General features: G+C 71.4%; 23 protein-coding genes. 9 read left to right on the forward strand and 14 right to left on the reverse strand.

What is annotated here, in order from left to right; all coding sequences use genetic code 11:
- The first annotated feature begins 167 nt into the window (after window positions 1-167).
- The gene (locus tag FXF51_RS22330) at window positions 168-1,862 is read left to right on the forward strand and encodes a 2-isopropylmalate synthase (RefSeq protein WP_262379740.1); all 1,695 of its coding nucleotides are present in this window, start codon (window positions 168-170) and stop codon (window positions 1,860-1,862) included.
- A gap of 15 nt (window positions 1,863-1,877) precedes the next feature.
- Complete coding sequence (locus tag FXF51_RS22335; protein WP_148436481.1) at window positions 1,878-2,384, forward strand: nucleotidyltransferase domain-containing protein; 507 nt, start codon at window positions 1,878-1,880, stop codon at window positions 2,382-2,384.
- 45 nt (window positions 2,385-2,429) lie between these two features.
- Here the strand turns inward: FXF51_RS22335 and pyrF are convergent, their stop codons facing one another.
- Complete coding sequence (gene pyrF, locus FXF51_RS22340; protein WP_148436482.1) at window positions 2,430-3,254, reverse strand: orotidine-5'-phosphate decarboxylase; 825 nt, start codon at window positions 3,252-3,254, stop codon at window positions 2,430-2,432.
- Window positions 3,255-3,371: 117 nt separating this feature from the next.
- Here pyrF and FXF51_RS61970 point away from each other — a divergent pair, with 117 nt between their 5' ends.
- Entirely contained in the window at window positions 3,372-3,848 is a 477-nt protein-coding gene (locus FXF51_RS61970) for a DUF2283 domain-containing protein (protein WP_222871412.1), read from the forward strand.
- Between the two features lie 28 nt (window positions 3,849-3,876).
- Here FXF51_RS61970 and FXF51_RS22350 read toward each other — a convergent pair whose 3' ends face one another.
- Window positions 3,877-4,236, reverse strand: coding sequence for a hypothetical protein (locus FXF51_RS22350; RefSeq protein ID WP_148436483.1), 360 nt, complete (start codon window positions 4,234-4,236; stop codon window positions 3,877-3,879).
- Window positions 4,237-4,299: 63 nt separating this feature from the next.
- Between FXF51_RS22350 and FXF51_RS22355 the strand changes: the two genes are divergently transcribed.
- Window positions 4,300-5,109 (forward strand): HAD family hydrolase, encoded by an 810-nt coding sequence (locus FXF51_RS22355; protein WP_222871413.1) that lies wholly within the window; start codon window positions 4,300-4,302, stop codon window positions 5,107-5,109.
- 100 nt (window positions 5,110-5,209) lie between these two features.
- On the opposite strand, the gene FXF51_RS22360 is transcribed toward FXF51_RS22355, so the two are convergent.
- The 5 genes from FXF51_RS22360 to FXF51_RS22375 all read right to left on the reverse strand — a co-directional run bounded on the left by FXF51_RS22360 (window position 5,210) and on the right by FXF51_RS22375 (window position 7,133).
- Window positions 5,210-5,476: a hypothetical protein gene (locus FXF51_RS22360; protein ID WP_148436484.1), complete on the reverse strand. Its 267-nt coding sequence runs from the start codon at window positions 5,474-5,476 to the stop codon at window positions 5,210-5,212.
- A gap of 55 nt (window positions 5,477-5,531) precedes the next feature.
- Entirely contained in the window at window positions 5,532-6,152 is a 621-nt protein-coding gene (locus tag FXF51_RS22365) for a TIGR00645 family protein (RefSeq protein ID WP_222871414.1), read from the reverse strand.
- The gene (locus FXF51_RS60940) at window positions 6,152-6,298 is read right to left on the reverse strand and encodes a hypothetical protein (RefSeq protein ID WP_187414514.1); all 147 of its coding nucleotides are present in this window, start codon (window positions 6,296-6,298) and stop codon (window positions 6,152-6,154) included. Before FXF51_RS60940 ends, FXF51_RS22365 begins: the two co-directional genes overlap by 1 nt.
- 170 nt (window positions 6,299-6,468) lie before the next feature.
- Window positions 6,469-6,687 (reverse strand): hypothetical protein, encoded by a 219-nt coding sequence (locus FXF51_RS22370; protein WP_148436485.1) that lies wholly within the window; start codon window positions 6,685-6,687, stop codon window positions 6,469-6,471.
- A 101-nt stretch (window positions 6,688-6,788) separates the two neighbouring features.
- Complete coding sequence (locus FXF51_RS22375; RefSeq protein ID WP_262379741.1) at window positions 6,789-7,133, reverse strand: winged helix-turn-helix transcriptional regulator; 345 nt, start codon at window positions 7,131-7,133, stop codon at window positions 6,789-6,791.
- 91 nt (window positions 7,134-7,224) lie between these two features.
- On the opposite strand from FXF51_RS22375, the gene FXF51_RS22385 reads away from it, so the two are divergent.
- Complete coding sequence (locus FXF51_RS22385) at window positions 7,225-8,070, forward strand: NADPH-dependent F420 reductase (protein ID WP_222871415.1); 846 nt, start codon at window positions 7,225-7,227, stop codon at window positions 8,068-8,070.
- Between the two features lie 81 nt (window positions 8,071-8,151).
- On the opposite strand, the gene FXF51_RS22390 is transcribed toward FXF51_RS22385, so the two are convergent.
- Window positions 8,152-8,811 (reverse strand): endonuclease V, encoded by a 660-nt coding sequence (locus FXF51_RS22390; RefSeq protein WP_148436486.1) that lies wholly within the window; start codon window positions 8,809-8,811, stop codon window positions 8,152-8,154.
- Between the two features lie 18 nt (window positions 8,812-8,829).
- Between FXF51_RS22390 and FXF51_RS22395 the strand changes: the two genes are divergently transcribed.
- Genes FXF51_RS22395 through FXF51_RS22405 form a run of 3 tightly spaced genes read left to right on the forward strand, consistent with a single transcriptional unit; the run spans window position 8,830 to window position 12,912 of the window.
- A complete protein-coding gene (locus FXF51_RS22395) occupies window positions 8,830-9,939 on the forward strand; it encodes an alpha/beta hydrolase family protein (protein WP_148436487.1) in 1,110 nt (369 codons plus the stop codon).
- Between the two features lie 32 nt (window positions 9,940-9,971).
- Complete coding sequence (locus FXF51_RS22400) at window positions 9,972-11,288, forward strand: FAD-dependent oxidoreductase (protein ID WP_148436488.1); 1,317 nt, start codon at window positions 9,972-9,974, stop codon at window positions 11,286-11,288.
- Window positions 11,289-11,298: 10 nt separating this feature from the next.
- Window positions 11,299-12,912: an AMP-binding protein gene (locus FXF51_RS22405; protein WP_148436489.1), complete on the forward strand. Its 1,614-nt coding sequence runs from the start codon at window positions 11,299-11,301 to the stop codon at window positions 12,910-12,912.
- Window positions 12,913-12,916: 4 nt separating this feature from the next.
- Here FXF51_RS22405 and FXF51_RS22410 read toward each other — a convergent pair whose 3' ends face one another.
- From FXF51_RS22410 to FXF51_RS22430, 5 genes are all read right to left on the reverse strand, one after another.
- Complete coding sequence (locus tag FXF51_RS22410; protein WP_148436490.1) at window positions 12,917-13,618, reverse strand: type 1 glutamine amidotransferase; 702 nt, start codon at window positions 13,616-13,618, stop codon at window positions 12,917-12,919.
- Between the two features lie 66 nt (window positions 13,619-13,684).
- Complete coding sequence (locus tag FXF51_RS22415; RefSeq protein WP_148436491.1) at window positions 13,685-14,512, reverse strand: bifunctional 5,10-methylenetetrahydrofolate dehydrogenase/5,10-methenyltetrahydrofolate cyclohydrolase; 828 nt, start codon at window positions 14,510-14,512, stop codon at window positions 13,685-13,687.
- Window positions 14,509-15,111, reverse strand: coding sequence for a cyclodeaminase/cyclohydrolase family protein (locus FXF51_RS22420; RefSeq protein WP_148436492.1), 603 nt, complete (start codon window positions 15,109-15,111; stop codon window positions 14,509-14,511). Before FXF51_RS22420 ends, FXF51_RS22415 begins: the two co-directional genes overlap by 4 nt.
- Before the next feature lie 28 nt (window positions 15,112-15,139).
- Window positions 15,140-15,643 carry a hypothetical protein gene (locus FXF51_RS22425; RefSeq protein WP_148436493.1) on the reverse strand — a complete coding sequence of 168 codons (504 nt, stop codon included), beginning with the start codon at window positions 15,641-15,643 and terminating at the stop codon, window positions 15,140-15,142.
- Window positions 15,644-15,722: 79 nt separating this feature from the next.
- Complete coding sequence (locus FXF51_RS22430; RefSeq protein WP_148436494.1) at window positions 15,723-17,171, reverse strand: M1 family metallopeptidase; 1,449 nt, start codon at window positions 17,169-17,171, stop codon at window positions 15,723-15,725.
- Window positions 17,172-17,324: 153 nt separating this feature from the next.
- On the opposite strand from FXF51_RS22430, the gene FXF51_RS22435 reads away from it, so the two are divergent.
- Window positions 17,325-18,236 carry a superoxide dismutase gene (locus FXF51_RS22435; RefSeq protein ID WP_148436495.1) on the forward strand — a complete coding sequence of 304 codons (912 nt, stop codon included), beginning with the start codon at window positions 17,325-17,327 and terminating at the stop codon, window positions 18,234-18,236.
- Window positions 18,237-18,275: 39 nt separating this feature from the next.
- Here the strand turns inward: FXF51_RS22435 and FXF51_RS22440 are convergent, their stop codons facing one another.
- Complete coding sequence (locus tag FXF51_RS22440; RefSeq protein ID WP_316247632.1) at window positions 18,276-19,031, reverse strand: chitosanase; 756 nt, start codon at window positions 19,029-19,031, stop codon at window positions 18,276-18,278.

Here is a 19,031-nt window from a genome sequence, read left to right on the forward strand (position 1 = left end):
AAACCTCTCAGCTTGTCTGAGGACCTGTGTTGTGGTTAGTCTACCCGTCATGACGTCGTACGGTCGCCTGCTTCTCGGCCGCCGCGGCGGGGCCTGACCGGACCGGCACCCCGCCGCGGTGGTTCGGGTGCCCGCCGGTCCTCCGTCACGACCGAAGAGGACTTCACATGTACGACTGGAACCGGCAGAGCCCCAGCGCCATGCCCTACCACCGCTACCGCCCCGTCCACGAACGCGTCCAGGTGCCGCTGACCGAGCGCACCTGGCCCACGCGGCGCCTGACCGAGGCCCCGCTCTGGGCGCCCGTCGACCTGCGCGACGGCAACCAGGCGCTGGCCGAGCCGATGGACCCCGGACGCAAGCGCCGCATGTTCGACCTGCTCACCGGCATGGGCTTCAAGGAGATCGAGGTCGGCTACCCCTCCTCCAGTCAGCTCGACTTCGACTTCGTCCGCCACCTGGCCACCCCGGGCGTCGTCCCCGAGGACGTGACCGTGGTGGTGTTCACGCCGGCCAGGCGCGACCTGATCGAGCGCACCTTCGCGTCGATCGAGGGCATGTCCCGCGTGGTCGTGCACCTCTACACGGCCACCGCCCCCACCTGGCGCAACGTGGTGCTCGGCCAGGACAGGCCCGCGCTGCGCACGATGATCAGGGACGCCGCCGCGCACCTCGCCCGCCTGGCCGGGGACCGCGACATCCGCTTCCAGTTCTCGCCCGAGGTGTTCAACCTCACCGAGCCGGACTACGTGCTGGAGATCTGCAACGATCTGACAGCCCTGTGGGACGCCTCGCCGGACCGGCCCGTGATCCACAACCTGCCCGCGACGGTCGAGGTGGCCACGCCCAACGTGTACGCCGACCAGATCGAGTACATGCACCGCCACCTCGACCGCAGGGACGCCGTCATCCTGTCGGTGCACCCGCACAACGACCGCGGCACCGGCGTGGCCTGCGCCGAGCTGGCCGTGCTGGCGGGGGCGCAGCGGGGGGAGGGCTGCCTGTTCGGCAACGGCGAGCGCACCGGCAACGTCGACCTGGTGACGCTCGCGCTGAACCTGCACGCCCAGGGCGTCGATCCGATGATCGACCTGTCCGACATCGACGAGGTGCGCAGGGTCGTCGAGCACTGCAACCGCCTGCCGGTGCCCGAGCGCCACCCGTACGCGGGCGACCTCGTCCACACCGCCTTCTCCGGCACCCACCAGGACGCCATCAAGAAGGGCCTGGCCCACCACGCCAAGCGGGCCGCCGACCTGGGCGTGCCGCCCGAGCAGGCGCCGTGGGAGGTGCCGTACCTGCCGATCGACCCCGCCGACGTGGGCCGCGACTACCAGGCGGTCATCCGCGTCAACAGCCAGTCGGGCAAGGGCGGCATCGCGTACCTGCTGCACACCCGCTACGGCCTGGAGCTGCCCAGGCGGCTGCAGATCGACTTCGCGTCGGTCGTCCAGCGGGCCACCGACGGCAGCGGCGAGGAGATCACCGCCGAGCAGCTCTGGCAGCTCTTCCACGCCACCTACCTGGCGCCCGGCGAGATCGGCGCGCTCGCCGGCTGGAACACGGTGGAGACGGGGCCCGGCGCGCACGAGTTCACCGGGACGCTGCGCGACGGCCGGCGGCTGAGCGGCGCCGGCAACGGTCCGTTGTCGGCGCTGACCGCCGCGCTCGCCGCCGACGGCATCGACGTGGACATCCTGCACTACGCCGAGCACGCCCTCGACCCCGGCCGGGGCAGCCGGGCCATCGCCTACGTCGAGGCCAGGGTGAACGGCACCACCTGCTGGGGCGCGGCCCAGGACACCTCGGTGCTGACCGCCTCCGTGCACGCGGTCCTGGCCGCCGTCCACCGGATCATCTGACGTAAGATCACCGTCATGTTCGAAGCGGGCGCGGTGCTGGACGTGCTGGAGGCGCTCAGGAAGGCGGGCTGCCAGGTCTGGATCGCCGGCGGCTGGGGCGTCGACGCGCTCGTCGGCCGGGTCACCAGGGAACACGGCGACCTCGACCTGCTGCACCACGAGGAGCAGGAACCGGCCGTGATCGCCGTCCTGGAGGCCCTGGGGTACGCCGAGCGCACCGAAGGCGTCGTCCCGGGACGGCCCGCCCGCTTCGTCATGACCGGGCCAGGCGGGCGCGAGCTGGATCTGCACCCGCTGCGCTTCCAGCCCGACGGGTCCGCGCTCCAGCGGCTCGACGACTCGGGCGGCGCCTTCACCTACCCGGCCGATGTCTTCGTCAGCGGGGAGATCGGGGGCGTGCGGGTGCCTTGCCTGTCAGTGGAGCAGCAGGTGCGCTTCCACCAGGGCTACCAGCCGAGGGAGCGTGACCTGCTGGACATGGCGAGCCTGCGCGACACGTACGGGATCAGCACGCACTTCTGAGCGGCCGCCACGGCTGGATGTCCGCTTGGACCTGGGCGGCGGCGCTCACTTCTGGGTGGCGGGGCTCGCTGAGAGGTGGGCGGCGCACTCGTCGCGGTACCGCAGCGTACGGGCGCGCACCTGCTTCGGGTCGGCCAGTACGGCCCGTGACACCGACGGCACGACCGCGTGCCGCACCGGCCCGAACAGCCGCGCCACGTCGGCCGGAGTGGCACCCTGCGCGCCGAGACCGGGCGCCAGGATCGGCCCGTTGAGATCGTCCAGCGCGTGCTCCAGCTCGGGCAGCGTCGCCCCCATGACCACCCCGACAGGCCCGAACGGCGCATGCCCCGCGTTCGCCGCGGCGGCTCCGGCCAGCACCTGATCGGCCACCAGCCGCTGCAGCCCGGCCGCCTCCGGGTTGGACGTGCGGGCCAGCACGAACACGCCCGCGTCGTTGGCCATCGCCGAGGTGATCGCCCCCTCCAGCGACCCGAACCCCAGATACGGGCTGAGCGTCACCGCGTCGGCCGCCAGCGGGCTGCCCTTGTCGAGGTACGCCTCCGCGTAGGCGGCCATCGTGCTGTCGATGTCGCCCCGCTTGACGTCCAGCAGCACCAGCGTGCCCGCCTCGCGCAGGTCGGCGATGGTGCGTTCCAGCACGGCGATGCCGCGGCTGCCCCAGCGCTCGAAGAAGGCCGACTGCGGCTTGACCACGGCGGCCACGTCGGCCACCGCCTCGACGACCGTGCGGCAGAACCGCTCCAGCGCCGCGGGCGAGTCGTCCAGGCCCCACGTGTGCAGCAGGGCTGGGCTGGGGTCGATGCCCACGCAGAGCGGCCCGCACGCGTCGAGCCTGGCTCGCAGGCGGCTTCCGAACGACTCGTTCATCTCACGCTCCCGTGGGCGAATGGTCCTCCGGCGACGATATGGTACGCGAACCGCCGTTGCCTAACCGGTGCCTCACCGAGTCTTTCCACGAGTGAGCCTTGGGGTAGATGAGCAGACATGTACGAGATCGCCCACCGCGTGCTGGCACTGCGCACCGATCCACCGCGTGACGTCGTCGTCACGGTCGGCGTGCCCTACGAGGAACCGACGGGCGAGTGGTCTTGCCCGTACCGGATCGACGGGCTCGACGGGTGGGAGCACGAGCGGAAGGTCTCCGGGCTCGACTCGCTGGAGGCGGTCGAGCTGGCGATGATCACGGTCAGGGCGGCGGTGGCCGGCTCGCACGAGGCCAGAGAAGGCCTGCTGGCCTGGGACGAGGAGCCGGCGCGGCAGCGGGCGCGGACCGTGTACGTGAGCGTGGACCGGGCGCAGAACCTGGCTTACATCGCGATGAAGCACGAGATCGTGCCGGGGGAGGCGCGGCGCCAGGTCGTGGCGGAGGACATCGTCCTCGACTACGGCGACGCCGGGCAGCTCCTCGGCCTGGAGCTCACGGACGCGGCCCGGCTGCTTCCCCCGGAGATGCGCATCTGAGCGGTCCGCACCGCCCGCCTTCCGTGCCTCAGCGCGACAGCAGCCACCGCCAGCGCGGCAGCTCCAGCACCACCGTCACCACGGCCAGCACGGACACCAGCGCGGCGGCGAACGCGTGCCAGGCCACCCACGCCGCCGCCACGGCCGCCGCCACCTGCAACGCGACCAGCAGGATCGTCACGAAACCCGGCACGGCGACGATCACGTGCCGCTTGTCGCCCGGGGTGGAGAAGAGCGTCGGCAACCCGATCAGCACGATGACGGACAGCACGGCCAGCGGCACCGATGACGAGGCCAGCGCCCACGGCGTGGCGACCCACGCCACCAGCTCGGTGGCGAAACGAAAGACAGAGGCGACGCGGTCGTCGGGGCGGGGCTCGGAGGGCACCCGCGTACCTTACAACCCACCTCCCCGGACGCCTCACCAGGGGTGCTGGCGATAATCACTTCCGTGAGCACCGCAACCTTCCCCCGGATCGTGGCCACCGACCTCGACGGCACCCTCCTCAACTCGGCGGGCGACGTCAGCACACGTACCAGGCAGGCGCTCCAGGCGGCCCGCGCCGCCGGAGCGGAGATCGTCTTCGTGACCGCCAGAGCACCGCGCGGCATCCGCGAGATCGCCCGCCAGGCCGGCGTCACCGGCACCGCCATCTGCAGCAACGGCGCCGTCGTGTACGACGTCGCTACCGACGAGATCACCCACAGCAGCCCCCTCACACCGCAGGCCGCCCGCAAGGTCGCCGAGGCGCTCGCCCTGGCGCTGCCCGGCATCGGCCTCGGCGTCGAGACCGGCAGGAACGTGCTGGCCGAGGCCGCCTACACCAGGAGGGTCGACTACGACCTGGCCTCCTACATCGAGGTGGAGTCGGTCTTCGACGGCGACCGGCCGATCATCAAGCTGCTCGCCCTGTCGCCGGCGCACACGGCCGACGAGATGTACGCGGCCGTGGCCCCGGCGATCGGCGACCTGGCCGAGGTCACGTACTCGGGAATGGAGGGCATCCTGGAGATCAGCGCTCCCGGGGTGACCAAGGCGGTCACGCTCGACCGGCTCTGCGCCGAGCGGGGCGTCGGGGCCGGCGACGTGGTGGCGTTCGGCGACATGCCCAACGACCTGGCCGTGCTGCTCTACGCGGGCGCCGGGTACGCGATGGCCAACGCGCACCCGATGGTGCTGTCGGCGGCCGGGCACCGGACCCTGGCCAACGACGAGGACGGGGTGGCCGTGGTGCTGGAGAACCTCCTGGCCGCACGCTGAGCCCCCGGGCCCGCCCACCTGCCAGGGCGGGCCCGGCTCGGCTCCTGCCCGCCCGCCTACGAGGCTCGAGCTCGCCCGCCTGAGGGGCGGCACGGGGGTCTCACGCGTCGTCGTCCGACACGCGCGAGGTGCCCTCGCAGGTGGCGGGCGACTTGCTGAGCAGCGGAACCACCCCTCCGCAGGTGCTCACCGGCAGCGACACGGGCTCGACGATCTCGTCATTGAAAATGATCACGTCGCCGATCAGGGGAGCCGGGCCCGCCTTGGCGCCGCCGTCATCGTCGTCCGCGGCGTACGCGCCGGTGCAACAGAGCAGCGCCAGGGCGACCGCCCCGAGCCCCGCGACGGCGGCGCTCCTCACCCCCATCCGCTCCTCCATCCCCGGCAACGCCACCCGCCCTGCCACCCGCCCTGCCGCCCGTTCAGGCGGCCATCCGCTCCGGCTGCAACTGCCCGGGCCGTTCCGCACCGCCCGTGCCGTGTTGCGGGCGGCCGTTCTCCATGATCCGGTCGATCGCGGCCAGCGCCAGCGCCGAGATGACGAAGGTCAGGTGGATCAGGGTTTTCCATATCAGCTCCCTGTCGGTGATGGTGGGCCGGGCGGCGTTGATGAAGATCTGGAGCAGGTGGATGGAGGAGATGCCGATGATCGCCATGGCCAGCTTGACCTTCAGCACGTTCGCGTTGACGTGGGAGAGCCACTGCGGCTGATCGGGGTGGCCCTCGATGCGCAGACGCGAGACGAACGTCTCGTAGCCGCCTATTATCACCATGATGAGCAAATTGGAGATCATCACCACGTCCACGAGGCCGAGGACGATCAGCATGACGGTGGTCTCCGGCGGATGCCCGCTGAAGCCCAGGTGCGCCAGGTGCAGCAGCTCGGCCATGAACCGCCACACGTAGACGATCTGGGCGACGATCAGCCCCAGATACAGCGGCACCTGGATCCAGCGACTGAGGAACATGACGTAGCCGACGCGCCCCAGCATCGTCCGTGGCCCGGCCGGCGAGTCGGCCACGGACAGCTGCGCGAGTCGCACTACGACGTCAGGACGTTGACGTGCTGGACCATGGTCTCCACGGTGACAAGGGGCGGAGCGCCCCCGTCGAGGTTGTCGAGGAGTATCGGCGGCGCGCCGCCGGCCAGCGCCAAGGTGGCGACGGCTGCCAGGACTCGGACCTTCAACGGAACTCCTTGCTGCTGCTCGTCGGGAAGCTGCTGCTCGTCGGGAAGCTGTTGCTGCTCGGAAAGCTGTCGCTCTTCGGGAAGCTGTTGCTCTTCGGGAACGGGGACCGGGCGGCGTGCAGGGTCACGCCGCCCGTACCGGTGCCGAGGGGGTGGTCCGGTGCCCTTGGTCAGGGCGCGAGACAGTTGGTGGCCGGGAGTTCGGGCACGGCGAGCAGCGACGCCGGATCGAGCGCGGCGGACGGGTCGACGGCCCCCGTCGGAGCCTCGGCCAGGCAGGTGACCGCATGGACGGGATCGACGAAGGCCTGTGCCGCGGGAGCGGCGAGCAAGGTCAGGCCGCCCGCCATGACAGCGGCGCCGAGGACTCCGCGGGAAGAGAGGAGCATGGAACCTCCTGGGTAACGGTAAAGAACAACCCTCGACTTGCTACCCAGGGTAGTGGTTCGGTAACACTCGGTTTATGTAAAGTGTTGGGTGTGCTTGACAATCACGGTGCGGGCTCGTAGCGGTCCTGCGCGGCCATGACCTCGTCGGCATGGTCGAACGCCCACTCCCCGAACGCCTCGATCGGGCCCAGCAGCGTGCGGCCCAGGTCGGTCAGCTCGTACTCGACCCTGGGCGGAGCCTCCGCGTAGACACGGCGCGCCACCAGCCCGTTGAACTCCAGGCGGCGCAGCGTCTCCGTCATCACCTTCGTGCTGATGCCGCCGATCTCCTCCCGCAACCTGCCGGGACGGCGCGGGCCGTGACGCAGCGACCACAGGACTACCGCGTTCCAGGTGTTGGCCATCAGGTCGAAGGCGAGTCTGGCCTGGCAGTCGGCGAGGAACAACGCGAGCCTCCGTTAGGCACCGGATGGTGTGTGTCGGGACTTCTAGAGTCCACATGTTCTAGTAAAGCCCCTCTTCGGATGGAGGACGGACATGCGGATCGGGATCTTGGGCGCGGGCGGCATGGCGGATGCGCTGGGCACGCAGTGGGCCCGTGCCGGGCACGAGGTGATGGTGAGCGGACGGGACCTGTCCCGAAGCTCGGCGCAGGCCGCCCGAATGAGCGCCGCCGCCACCCCCTCGGGTCCCTCGGCCGATGCGGCCATCTCGGCCGGTGCGGCCAACGGGAGCGACGTGACAGGCGTGACAGGCGCGTCAGGTATGACCGGTGTGACCGATGTGACCGATGTGACCGGCGTGACAGGCGCGACAGGCATGACCGATGCGACAGGCGCGACTGCTGTGACCGAAGCGGCGGAGTTGGCCGGGCGTGGGCGGGTGCGGGCGGGGAGCTTCGCGGAGGCGGCCGGGTTCGGGGAGGTCGTGGTGGTGGCGGTCCGGGAGGCCGGGCTGCTGGACACACTCCGCGCCGCCGGAGCCGCACTGCGCGGGAAGGTGCTCATCGACGTGACCAACGCCGCGAACCCCAGGGAGTACGACCTCACGCACTCCCTGGCCCGGCTGATCGGCGAGGTCAGCGGCGGTCACGTGGTGAAGGCGTTCAACCTGTGCCACGTGGACGTGTGGCGGATGACGCCGCCCGTCTTCGACGGCAGGCCGCTGGCGGTGCCCCTGTGCGGCGACGACCCCGGAGCGCTGGCCGCCGCCCGCACGCTGGTCACCGACCTGGGCTGCACCCCGGTGGACGGGGGAGCCGCGGAACGGGCGGCACTGCTGGAGGCCACGGCGGCGTTCATGATCGGGCTCTGGTTCGGCGGCGCCGACGCCCAGGCCATCCTCCCGCCCCTCCCCTCCTCAGGCACCCACCAGCCCGCCTGACACGAGGCGCAACCCGGCGTCGGCCCAGCCAGACGGCGAGGCAGGGCCGGGGTGGCGGGCCGGGCGGGTGGTGGGGTGGGGTCAGGTCGGGTGGCGGGCCAGGTGGTCGGCGCGGCGGATCGGCTCCGGGAGGCGGTAGTGCGGGCTGAGGTGCAGCACCTGGGACGAGGCGACGTCCAGCGAGATGCGGTGCCCCTGAGAGACGTACACCGGCTTGACCCCCGGCTGCGTACGCAACGCGCGCCCGACCGCGACGCCTTCGTGGATGATCGGCGCCCAGGCCCCGCGCCCCGGCCCCGGCGGCTCGTGCGTGCCGACGAACGGCGTCTTGCCCACGCCCAGCGCCGGCAGCCCGGTCAGCACCCCCAGGTGGCAGGCCAGGCCGAAGCCGCGCGGGTGCGCCAGCCCGTACCCGTCGCAGACCAGCAGGTCGGGCGTCACCGTGAGCTGTTCGAGCGCCGCCACCAGCGCGGGCAGCTCACGGAAGGCGAACAGGCCAGGCACGTACGGAAAGGCCGTCTCCCCGTGCGCCACCACCTCCTCCACCGGCTCCAGCGTGCCGCCGTCGAGGACGACCACCGCGGCCGTGAGCGCGTCGTCGCCGCGGTAGTGCACGTCGAGCCCCGCCACCAGCGCGAACGTGTCCGGCCCCGTGAGCTCGACCTGCCCGCGGAGCCGGTCCTGGATGGACTCCGCCTCGGCGACGCCGGAGGGCCACGGGTGAAGCTGCTTCACATGCACCCGGCCTAAGGTATCCCCATGTGCGATGTCCTGGTGATCGTCGGTTCAGGGGTCATGGCGGACGCGGGGCTGCTCGGTGAGCTCGCCCGGCGTGAGTTCGCCGCGCTGGGGGTGCGGGGGAGGGTCGAGCATGCCCGGGACGCCGACCATCAGCGGGCCCTGATGCGGAAGGAACCTGTGGTCGTGGTCGTGCCCGCGCCGGGTGCGGAAGCGCGGACCCTGATCAGGCAGCCGCCGGGAACCGGGGTGGTGGTGCCGGTGGATCTCGACCGGGTCGAGGGTGCTCTGCATATCCACGGGCGGGGGATCGGGGGGCTGGCTTGGGGGATTCGCCATGCCGTCCACCGGGCCCGGTATCCGGCGGTGCGGCGGGTCGCCTACGGGCCGTCGCCTGAGCAGTGGGGGGATCTGTACCTGCCGGAGACGGTGGTGAAGGTGCCGGTCGTGGCGCTGGTGCACGGGGGGTACTGGCGGTCGGAGTGGGCGGCCGATCTCATGGAGGCGCTCTGTGAGGATCTGGTGGGGCGGGGGTTCGCGGTCTGGAATCTGGAGTATCGGCGGCCGGATCGGCATGGATGGGCGGCGACCAGGCAGGACGTCGCCGCCGGGCTGGCCGCTCTCGACGGGATCGGCCCGGCTGCGGTGACCGGCCCCGGCGAGGTGGGCGATCCGGCAGTGGCTCGGCATGTGCCGCTCGATCTGGACAGGATCGCCGTCGCGGGGCACTCGGCGGGCGCGCAGCTCGCCCTTCGCGCGGTGGCGGACGGGGCGCGCGCGGCCGTCGCCGTGTCGCTGGCAGGCGTGCTGGACTTGGCCGAGGCAGACCGCCGCTGGCTCAGCCACGGCGCCGTCGCCGCCGCCCTGGGCAGCGCTTCGCCTGGGGACGCCGAGTTGCGCGCCTCCTCCCCCCTCCTCCGCGTCCCCCTCGGCATCCCCCAAATAGTCGTCCAAGGCAGATCCGACGACATCAACCTGGTGGACATCTCCCGCCGCTACGCCACAGCCGCCCACGAGGCGGGCGACCACATCACCTACCTGGACCTCCCAGGCGACCACCAGGACGTCATCACCCCCGGCACCCCCATCTGGCAGGCCACAGCCGCGGCCCTCACCGCCGCCCTCACCTAGACAACCCCCGACCCCCGCCGTACGAAGGAGAGATGGAGGTCACGATCGTCGGCGCCGGGCTGGTCGGCTGCCTGCTCGCCTGTTACCTGGCCCGCCGCGGCCACCACGTCACCCTGTACGAACGCCGCCCCGACCCCCGCGAACGCGGCCCCGACCGGGGCAGGTCGATCAATCTGGCGATCTCGCAGCGCGGCATCGACGCCCTGCGCCGTCTCGGCCTGGACGGCAAGGCGTTGCACGCGGCGCTGCCGATGGCGGGCCGGATGATGCACGCGCCCGGCGGCGCCCTCAGTTTCCAGCCGTACAGCGCGGACCGGTCGCAGGCGATCAACTCGATCGGCCGCGCCGACCTCAACAGGGAGCTGCTGGAGGCGGCGACCGCGCAGCCGGGGGTGGAGGTGCGGTTCGGGTGCCGGTTGACGGGGCTGGACGAGCGGACGGGACGGCTGCGGTTCGAGTCGGGTGAGGAGGCGGAGGCCGGGGTGGTGATCGGCGCGGACGGGGCGTACAGCGCGGTCCGGGCCAGGTTGCAGCAGCTTCCCGGCGTGAGTTTCAGCCAGGAGTATCTCGACTACGGCTACAAGGAGTTGTCGATCCCGGCGCGGAACGGCGCGTTCGTCCTGGATCCCGGCGCGCTGCACATCTGGCCGCGCGGCCGTTCCATGATGATCGCCCTGCCGAACCCGGACCGCTCGTTCACCTGCACCTTGTTCTGGCCGCACAGCACGCTCGACTCCCTCGACACGCCGCAGCGGATCAGGGCGTACTTCGCGGAGCACTACCGGGACGCGTTCGGCCTGATGCCCGATCTGATCCCCGACTTCCAGGGCAACCCGGTCGGCCACCTGGTGACGATGCGCTGCGCGCCGTGGCACGCCAGGATCGGGGACGTCGCGGTGGGGCTGATCGGCGACGCCGCGCACGCCATCGTGCCGTTCTACGGGCAGGGCGCCAACTGCGGTTTCGAGGACTGCGTGGAGCTGGACCGCTGCCTGGACGAGGCGGGCGACGACTTCCCGAGGGCACTGGAGCTGTTCGAGCGGCGCAAGTCCGACACCGACGTGATCGCCAGGCTGGCGCTGGACAACTTCGTGGAGATGCGTGACAAGGTCGGCTCGCGGTTGTTCCTGGCGGGCAAGCGGCTGGAGCACGCGCTGGAGCGGGCGCTGCCCGGTTACGTCTCGCGCTACGAGCTGGTGTCGTTCTCGACGACTCCGTACTCGCAGGTGGAGCGGCGGGTGGCGCGTCAGCGGGGGATCGTGCTGGCGGCGGCGGGCGCGGCGCTGGCGGCCCTCGCGTTCGCGGCGCGTCGCGGCCGGGGTCTGGTGCGCGCGCCCGAGGCGGACTGAAACTGTGGGCATGCTGTCGTACTCCAGCACCACCGCCGGCACCCCGCTGCTCGGCGAGACCATCGGCGAGAACCTCGAACGCACCGTGGCCCGGTTCGGCGACAGGGACGCCGTCGTGGACGTCCCCTCCGGCCGCAGGTGGACCTACACGCAGCTCAACGCCGACGTCGACGACCTGGCCAGGGCCCTGCTGGCCAGGGGCGTGGCCAAGGGCGACAGAGTGGGCATCTGGGCGCCCAACAGGGCCGAGTGGGTGATCGTCCAGTACGCCACCGCCAAGATCGGCGCGATCCTGGTCAACGTCAACCCGGCCTACCGCACCCACGAGCTGCGGTACGTGGTCGAGCAGTCGGGCATGCGGCTGCTGATCAGCGCCCTGGCGCACAAGGGCAGCGACTACCGGGGCATGGTCGAGGAGATCGGCTTCGCCGACGTCGTCTACCTGGACGACCCGAGCTGGGACGTGCTCAGAGCGGTCAAGGCGGACCCTGCGGCGCTCGCGGCCCGCTCGGCGGAGCTGGCCTTCGACGACCCCATCAACATCCAGTACACCTCGGGCACGACCGGCTTCCCGAAGGGCGCGACGCTGTCGCACCACAACATCCTCAACAACGGCTTCTTCGTCGGCGAGCTGATCCACTACACGGAGGCGGACCGGGTGTGCCTGCCGGTGCCCTTCTACCACTGCTTCGGCATGGTCATGGGCAACCTGGCCGCGACCTCGCACGGCTCGTGCGTCGTCATCCCGTCGCCGGGCTTCGACGCCGAGGCCACGCTGCGCGCCGTCCAGCAGGAGCGGTGCACGTCCCTGTACGGGGTGCCGACGATGTTCATCGCCGGGCTGGCGCTGGCCGCGAAGTTCGACCTGTCGTCGCTGCGCACGGGCATCATGGCGGGCTCGCCGTGCCCGGTGGAGGTGATGAAGCGGGTCGTCGGCGAGATGAACATGCGCGAGGTCGCCATCTGCTACGGCATGACGGAGACCTCGCCGGTGTCCACGATGACCAGGGCGGACGACGACCTGGCCCGCAGAACGGAGACGGTCGGCCGGGTGATGCCGCACGTCGAGGTGAAGATCGTGGACCCGGAGACGCGGCTCACCGTGCCGCGTGGGCAGCCGGGGGAGCTGTGCACCCGGGGCTACTCGGTCATGCTCGGCTACTGGGACGAGCCGGAGAAGACGGCCGAGGCCATCGACGCGGCGCGGTGGATGCGTACCGGGGACCTGGCCACCATGGACGACGACGGGTACGTGAACGTGGTCGGCCGGATCAAGGACATGATCATCCGGGGTGGGGAGAACGTCTACCCGCGCGAGATCGAGGAGTTCCTGTACGGCCATCCCGACATCGCCGACGTGCAGGTCATCGGGGTGCCCGACGAGAGGTACGGCGAGGAGATCATGGCCTGGGTGATCATGCGGCCGGGCACGGAGGCGCTGACGGCCGAGCGGGTCAGGGAGTTCTGCGCCGGGCGGCTGGCGCACTTCAAGATCCCCCGGTACGTGCGCGTGGTGGAGGAGTTCCCGCTCACGGTCACCGGGAAGATCAGGAAGGTCGAGATGCGGGAACGCTCGATCGAACTGCTCGGCCTCCAGGACGCGGCGGCCGTACGGAACGCCTGACCTCTCACACGACGGCGGCCGCCCGCGCCGTGACGAGGGCGGCGAAGCGGCCGGTCACCGCGCGCCAGATCGGCGTGGAGACCGGCTCGTCCGCCAGCGCCCGCGCGTACACCTCGTCAGGGTCGACCCCCTCCGCCCGCCACTCCCGGATGCGCGCGGGCAGCACCTCCGGATGGAACTGCACGCCCCACGCCCGCTCGCCCACCCGGAACGCCTGGTACGGGCAGTTCGCCGTCTCGGCCAGGTGCACGGCCGCCGAGGGCAGGCGGGTGACGGCGTCCTTGTGGTGCTCGATCGCGGGCACCACCGGCGGCAGGCCGTGGAAGAGCGGGTCGGCGGCGGCCTCCGGCCTGATCGTGACGGGCAGGCTGCCGTTCTCCGGCGCGCCTGCCTCGCCGCGCACCTCGCCGCCGGCCACCTGCGCCAGCATCTGGCCGCCGAGGCAGATGCCGAACAGCGGCACCTCCCCGGCCAGCGCCTGCCCCATCAGCCGCCGCGCGTCGCGCAGCCACGGGGCCCGGTCGTCGTCGCCGGGCAGGTAGCCGCCGCCGAGCATGATCATGGCGTCGTGGCTCAGGGAGGCGGGCAGCGGCTCGCCCTCGTGCGCGTGGACGACGTCGAGGGTGAGCCCGGCCTCCTCCAGCCAGCCCGCCATCCGGCTCAGGCCGCCGGTCCTGCTGTTCTGGACGACGAGGACGTCAGGCATCGCGGTCTCTCTCACGGATCTGGGCGACGAGGACGTCAGGCATCGCGGCCTCTTGCATGGAGTGGGTCACGGCAGGTTGGCCGCCCTGGCGGTGTGGCGGAGCAGCAGGGCCGTGGTGACGGGGCCGACGCCGCCCGGCACCGGGGTGAGCGCGCCCGCCACCCCCGAGACCGCCTCGAAGTCGACGTCTCCGGTCAGCCCGCCGTCGTCGGTCGGGTTGGTGCCCACGTCGATCACCACCGCGCCCGTCGCCACGTGCGCCGCCCCGATCAGCCCGGCCCGCCCGACCGCCGCGACCAGCACCTCGGCCTGCGAGGTGACGGCCGCCAGGTCGCGGGTGCGCGAGTGGCAGACGGTGACGGTGGCGTGCCGGTCGAGCAGCAGGTGCGCCAGCGGCTTGCCCACCACGGTGGAGCGGCCGACGACCACGGCCCGCCGCCCCGCCAGCTCCACCTCGTAGTGGTCGAGCAGCGCCATCACGGCCGCCGCCGTGGCGGGCGGGAACGCGGGCAGCCCGGCCGCCAGCCTGCCGAGGGAGAGCGGGTTGGCGCCGTCCACGTCCTTGCGCGGGTCGATGGCCCCGGCCAGCTCCTGCGCCGAGGCGCCGGCGGGCAGCGGGGTCTGCAGCATGAGGCCGTGCACCTGCGGGTCGGCGGACAGCCTGGCCAGCGTCTCGCCGATCCGGTCGGAAGTGGCGTCCTGGCCCAGGTCGATCACGTCGCAGGCGATGCCGACGCCGGCCGCCGCCTTGGCGATCGAGCGGACGTACCACAAACTCGCCTCGTCGGCGGTGGCCACGACCACGGCCAGCCTCGGCTGCGGGCCGGCCGCCGCCTCGGCCTGCGTCCGGGCCCTGATCGCGGCGGCCAGGTCCTTGCCGGTCAGCGTCTTCAAGAGATCTCCTCGCGTACCTCGGCGGTCACCCAGTCTGCCTTGGCGACGGCCGCGTCCACGCCGGAGACGGGGATGTTCAGCTCCTCGCGTACTCGCTCGTCCTTGATGCCGCGCAGGTTGATCTCGACGTTCACCCTGGCCGTGGTGAGGGCGGCGCGGGCGGCGTCGGCCGCGGCGGCGACGTCGGTGACGACGTTGCGGTTGCCGATCGGCAGCAGCAGCTCGCAGAGCTCGACCACGCGCGCGGCCGCCTCGATCACCCTGGCGGGCGGCTCGGCCGCGCCCGCCAGCGCCCTGGCGATGGCGGCGCTGCGCTCCTCGCCCTTGGGCAGCCGGTAGGCGTCGGTGACGGCGGTGAAGGCCGCCGCGTCCTCCTCGGCCAGCCTCAGCGACCGCGCCCGCAGGGTGTCCGTCTCGGCGATCACGGCGACGACGATCTCGGCGTGATCGGTGTACTTCTCGCCGGTGGTGTAGCGGGCCACCATGCCGAGCAGCGCGGCGGCCTGCGCCGCGTGCAGGGCCGCCGTGGCGCCGCCCCCGGGCGCGGGCACCCGGTCGGCGAGCTGGTCGAGGAAGTCGACGATCGTCAAGTCGCGCATGGCGGCATTCTGCCAGGCCGCGCGGGGCTCACTCGCGGTACATCGGGCGTGTGGCGTCCTCGGAGCCGGTGCGCGGCGGCAGGTACGGCGACTGCGGCGACACCGTACCCCAGGTCGACTCGTACTCGACGGGCTCGGCCGGCTCGCGCGCGGAGCTCCGCCAGCGCGACGGGAAGAACGAGGCCACCAGCAGCATCAGGCCGATCATGACCTGCAGCCCGGTGTAGGTCAGGGTGGTGAAGCCGTTGCGGAACTCGGCGGGCAGCAGGTCCACGGGCAGCAGCCGGATCCGGGTGTACATCTCCACGAACGGCAGGACGCCGACCGAGGTGAAGGCCAGGCCGCCGACCAGCGAGGCGATGGGCGACAGGCGGGAGGCGGCGAGGAAGGCCAGCACGACGCCGGTCGCGGCGAGCACGCCGACGGCGACCCAGGAGATCTGGAACGCCTGCTGCGCCTCCAGCGTGAGCTGGCCGACGCCGTACCACAGGCCGGCGGCGACGAGGGGCGGGAGGAGCAGTCCGGCGACCACTCCCAGAGCGTGACGGGCACCGTTTGACATGATTAACCCCGTTTGTTTGGCTCTGTCCCAACCTACTCTCCGGGATCGGTCAGCGTGGCGTGGTCTTCGAGTCCAGCCAGGTGTTGATGAGTTTCGTGAAGTTCTCGCCGGTGTGCTCGTTGATCCACTTCACGAACGCGGCCCTGTCCTGGGTGGTGTTGCGGTGCTCCTGGGGCCAGGCCCTGGTCATCGCCCAGAACCTGCGGTCGCCGAGCCGCTTCCTGATCTCGTGCAGCATGATCGCCGGGCTGTAGTAGACGTTGCTCTGGCCGAACGCGTCGCGCCGGTAGTTCCCCGGCGGCCCGTTCTCCTTGCGCAGCTCGGCGTCGTAGGCGCGGATGTTGGAGATGAACTCGTCGATGGTGCCGCCCTCGTGGTCGGCGTACCACTGCATCTCGAAGTACATCGCGAAGCCCTCGTTCAGCCACATGTCGCGCCAGGTGCGCGGGGTGACCGTGTCGCCGAACCAGTGGTGCGCCAGCTCGTGCGCCACCACCGACGGCTCCATGTAGCGGGGGCCGAGCGCGATCATCTGCTGGGTCTCCATGCCGGAGTCGCTGGTGGCCACCAGCCCGGCGGTGGGGAACGGGTAGGGGCCGAGCTTCTTCTCCAGCCACCGCATGATCTCCGGCATCCGCCGCGCCACCGGCAACTGCTTGGCCACGTCCCGCGGGCGGATCCAGTACGTGATCGGGATCCCGCGCGGCCCCTTGTCCTTGAACATCCTGAACTTGTCGGCCGCGAACACCGTCAGATAGCTCGCCACCGGATCGGTCGACTGCCACCTGAACGTGCTGCTCCCGCCCTCGGTGCTCTTGCCCTTGTACGTCCCGTGCGCCACCCCCGACCAGCCCTTGGGCACGGTGATCGCCACGTCGTACAGCGCCTCGTCCGACGGATGGTCGTTGACGGGGAACCAGGTGAACGACCCGAACGGCTCCTGCAGCGCCCACGCCCGGCCGCCGCCCTCGATGTGGAAGCCCAGCATGGAGATGTCCTTGCGACGCTGCTTGGAGTCCACCGGCTTCGGCCTGCCGTGGTAGCGCACGGTCACGACCGTGCCCTCGCCCGTCTCCAGCGGCCGGGCCAGCGGGACGGTCAGGTCGTCGTACTTGCGGGTCGCCTTGGTCTTGGCGCCGTCCACCGTGACCTCGTCCACCTTGAGCGCGCGCCCGAAGTCCAGCTTGACCTGCCCGATCGGCTTCGCCGCCCGCACCGTCAGCTTCGCCGTGCCGCTCAGCGTGCGCGCGCCCGGCTCCCAGGTCAGCGCCAGGTCGTAGTGGAGCACGTCGATCGCCGGGTTGCCGTAGGCCGGGTAGACGGGGTCGGCGACGGGCCGGGACCTGCCCTCCTCGTACGCGCTCAGATCGACGGCGGGCCGCTGCTCCTGAACAGGGCTCGGGGTGACCGACGCCTTCGGTGGCGGCGTGGGTGGAGGGGCGCTGCACGCCGAAGCGACCAGCACGACGGACATCAGGGATAAAAGGGGCCTCCGCATTCGCGACAAGGTAGTGACGGCCGCCGAGCGGCCACAACGCGTTTTCCCGTTCCGTGATCAGGAACGCCCGGCTTCCCGACCGTTGCTGAAAGGTCCCTGTGAAGCCGTCCGCAAGTCTTTGCCCCGGACGGCCACGCGGGCATCGTGGGCCGCATGAGATCCGCGATCCTGAAGACCGCACTCGGCAGTGCCTTGATCGTCGTCCTGCTCGGCGGTGTGCCGGCGCAGGCCGCGACCAAGCCTGACACGTTCCCGCTGCCCAACGGGTTCCAGCCGGAGGGCATCGCGATCGGGGGCCACTACGCCTACTTCGGCTCACGCGCGACCGGTGACATCTACCGGGCCGACCTGCGTACCGGGAAGGGGGGCGTGATCAGCAAGGGGCCGGGCACGCAGTCGCTCGGGCTCAAGACCGACGGGCGCGGCCGGCTGTTCGTGGCGGGCGGCAACGCGGGCAACGCGCGGGTGATCGACCTGCGCACCGGCGCCGTCATCAAGTCGTACCAGCTCGCCACCGGCACGTCGTTCGTCAACGACGTGATCCTCTTCCGCGGCGCCGCGTACTACACCGACTCGGCCAACCCCGTGCTGTACAAGCTGGACCTCGGACGCGGCGGCGCGCTGCCCGCCGAGGCCGTCAGCATCCCGCTCAGCGGCGCCATCCAGTACACGACGGGCAACAACGCCAACGGCATCGCCCCGAGCCCGGACGGCCGGTCGCTGCTGATCGTCCAGTCCAACACCGGCAAGCTCTTCGAGGCCGACCCGTCCACCGGCGTCACCACCGAGGTGGACCTGGGCGGCGAGCTGCTGACCAACGGGGACGGGCTGCTCCTGGCCGGCCGCACCCTGTACGCCGTCCAGAACCGGCTCAACACGGTCGCCGCGATCGGCCTGGCCCGCGACGGCGCCTCCGGCAAGATCATCGCGCGGCTGACCGACGACAGGTTCGACGTCCCCACCACCGTGGCCGCCTACGGCCGCCGGCTCTACCTGCCCAACGCCCGCTTCACCACCACCCCGACCCCCGACACGACCTACGACGTGGTCGCCATCAAGCCCTGACCCCGTCCGCGCGCCCCGTGACCACCAGGGGCGCGCCCCTCACTTCTTGATCGTGAACTTGTCGCCGTAGACCTTCCAGGTCAGCGGCGGGTTCAGGTCCAGGTTGCGGTTCCGCACGAACACCCGCTGCATCGTGTCGACGCGGGTGGTGTCCTCGTGCGCCTCCTCGGCCTTCATGGCCGCCTTGCGGGCGTCGAGGAACGCGTTCAGGTACGTCACCTCGTCGCCGCCCTGCGCCGGTGTCCTGGCCTTGCCCATCGCGCTCTTCCTGATGCCGCCGAAGCTCAGCCTGCTGCTGCCGGGGCCGTGCATGACGATGGCGTCGTAGTAGACGAACTGGCCGAGCGCCCGCAGCCCGTCCTTCTCCGCCTGCCGCACGGCCGGGTCGAAGTAGACGCGGTCGCGCTCGTCGTTCTGGGCCTGCTGGAAGGCGGCGTCCTTGGCGGCGGCCTTCCAGTCCCTGACGAAACCCGCACCCAGGCCCTCGTGCGAGTCGGTGCCGTTCACCTTGCGCAGCGCCGGCAGGTACTTCGCCAGCACGTTGCCCGGCTTGCGCTTCGTGTACAGCTCGACCAGCTCCAGCATGTCGCCGGTGCCGGAGCAGAACCCGATGATGCCCGCCGTGTAGCCGCGCTCGTCCTCGATGTCCTCGATGTAGCCGTACTGGGCCTTCCAGTCGAGCGAGGAGTTCTCCGCACTGGACACCAGCCGCATGGCGATGTCCTTCTTGTGCGGGTCGGCGAGAGCCGGCGAGGCGACGGTCAGGGAGAGGGCCAGAGCCGCGGAGATCAGCAC

This window comes from Nonomuraea sp. PA05 (assembly GCF_008086045.1).
In the GTDB taxonomy this organism is placed as follows: Bacteria; Actinomycetota; Actinomycetes; order Streptosporangiales; family Streptosporangiaceae; genus Nonomuraea; species Nonomuraea monospora.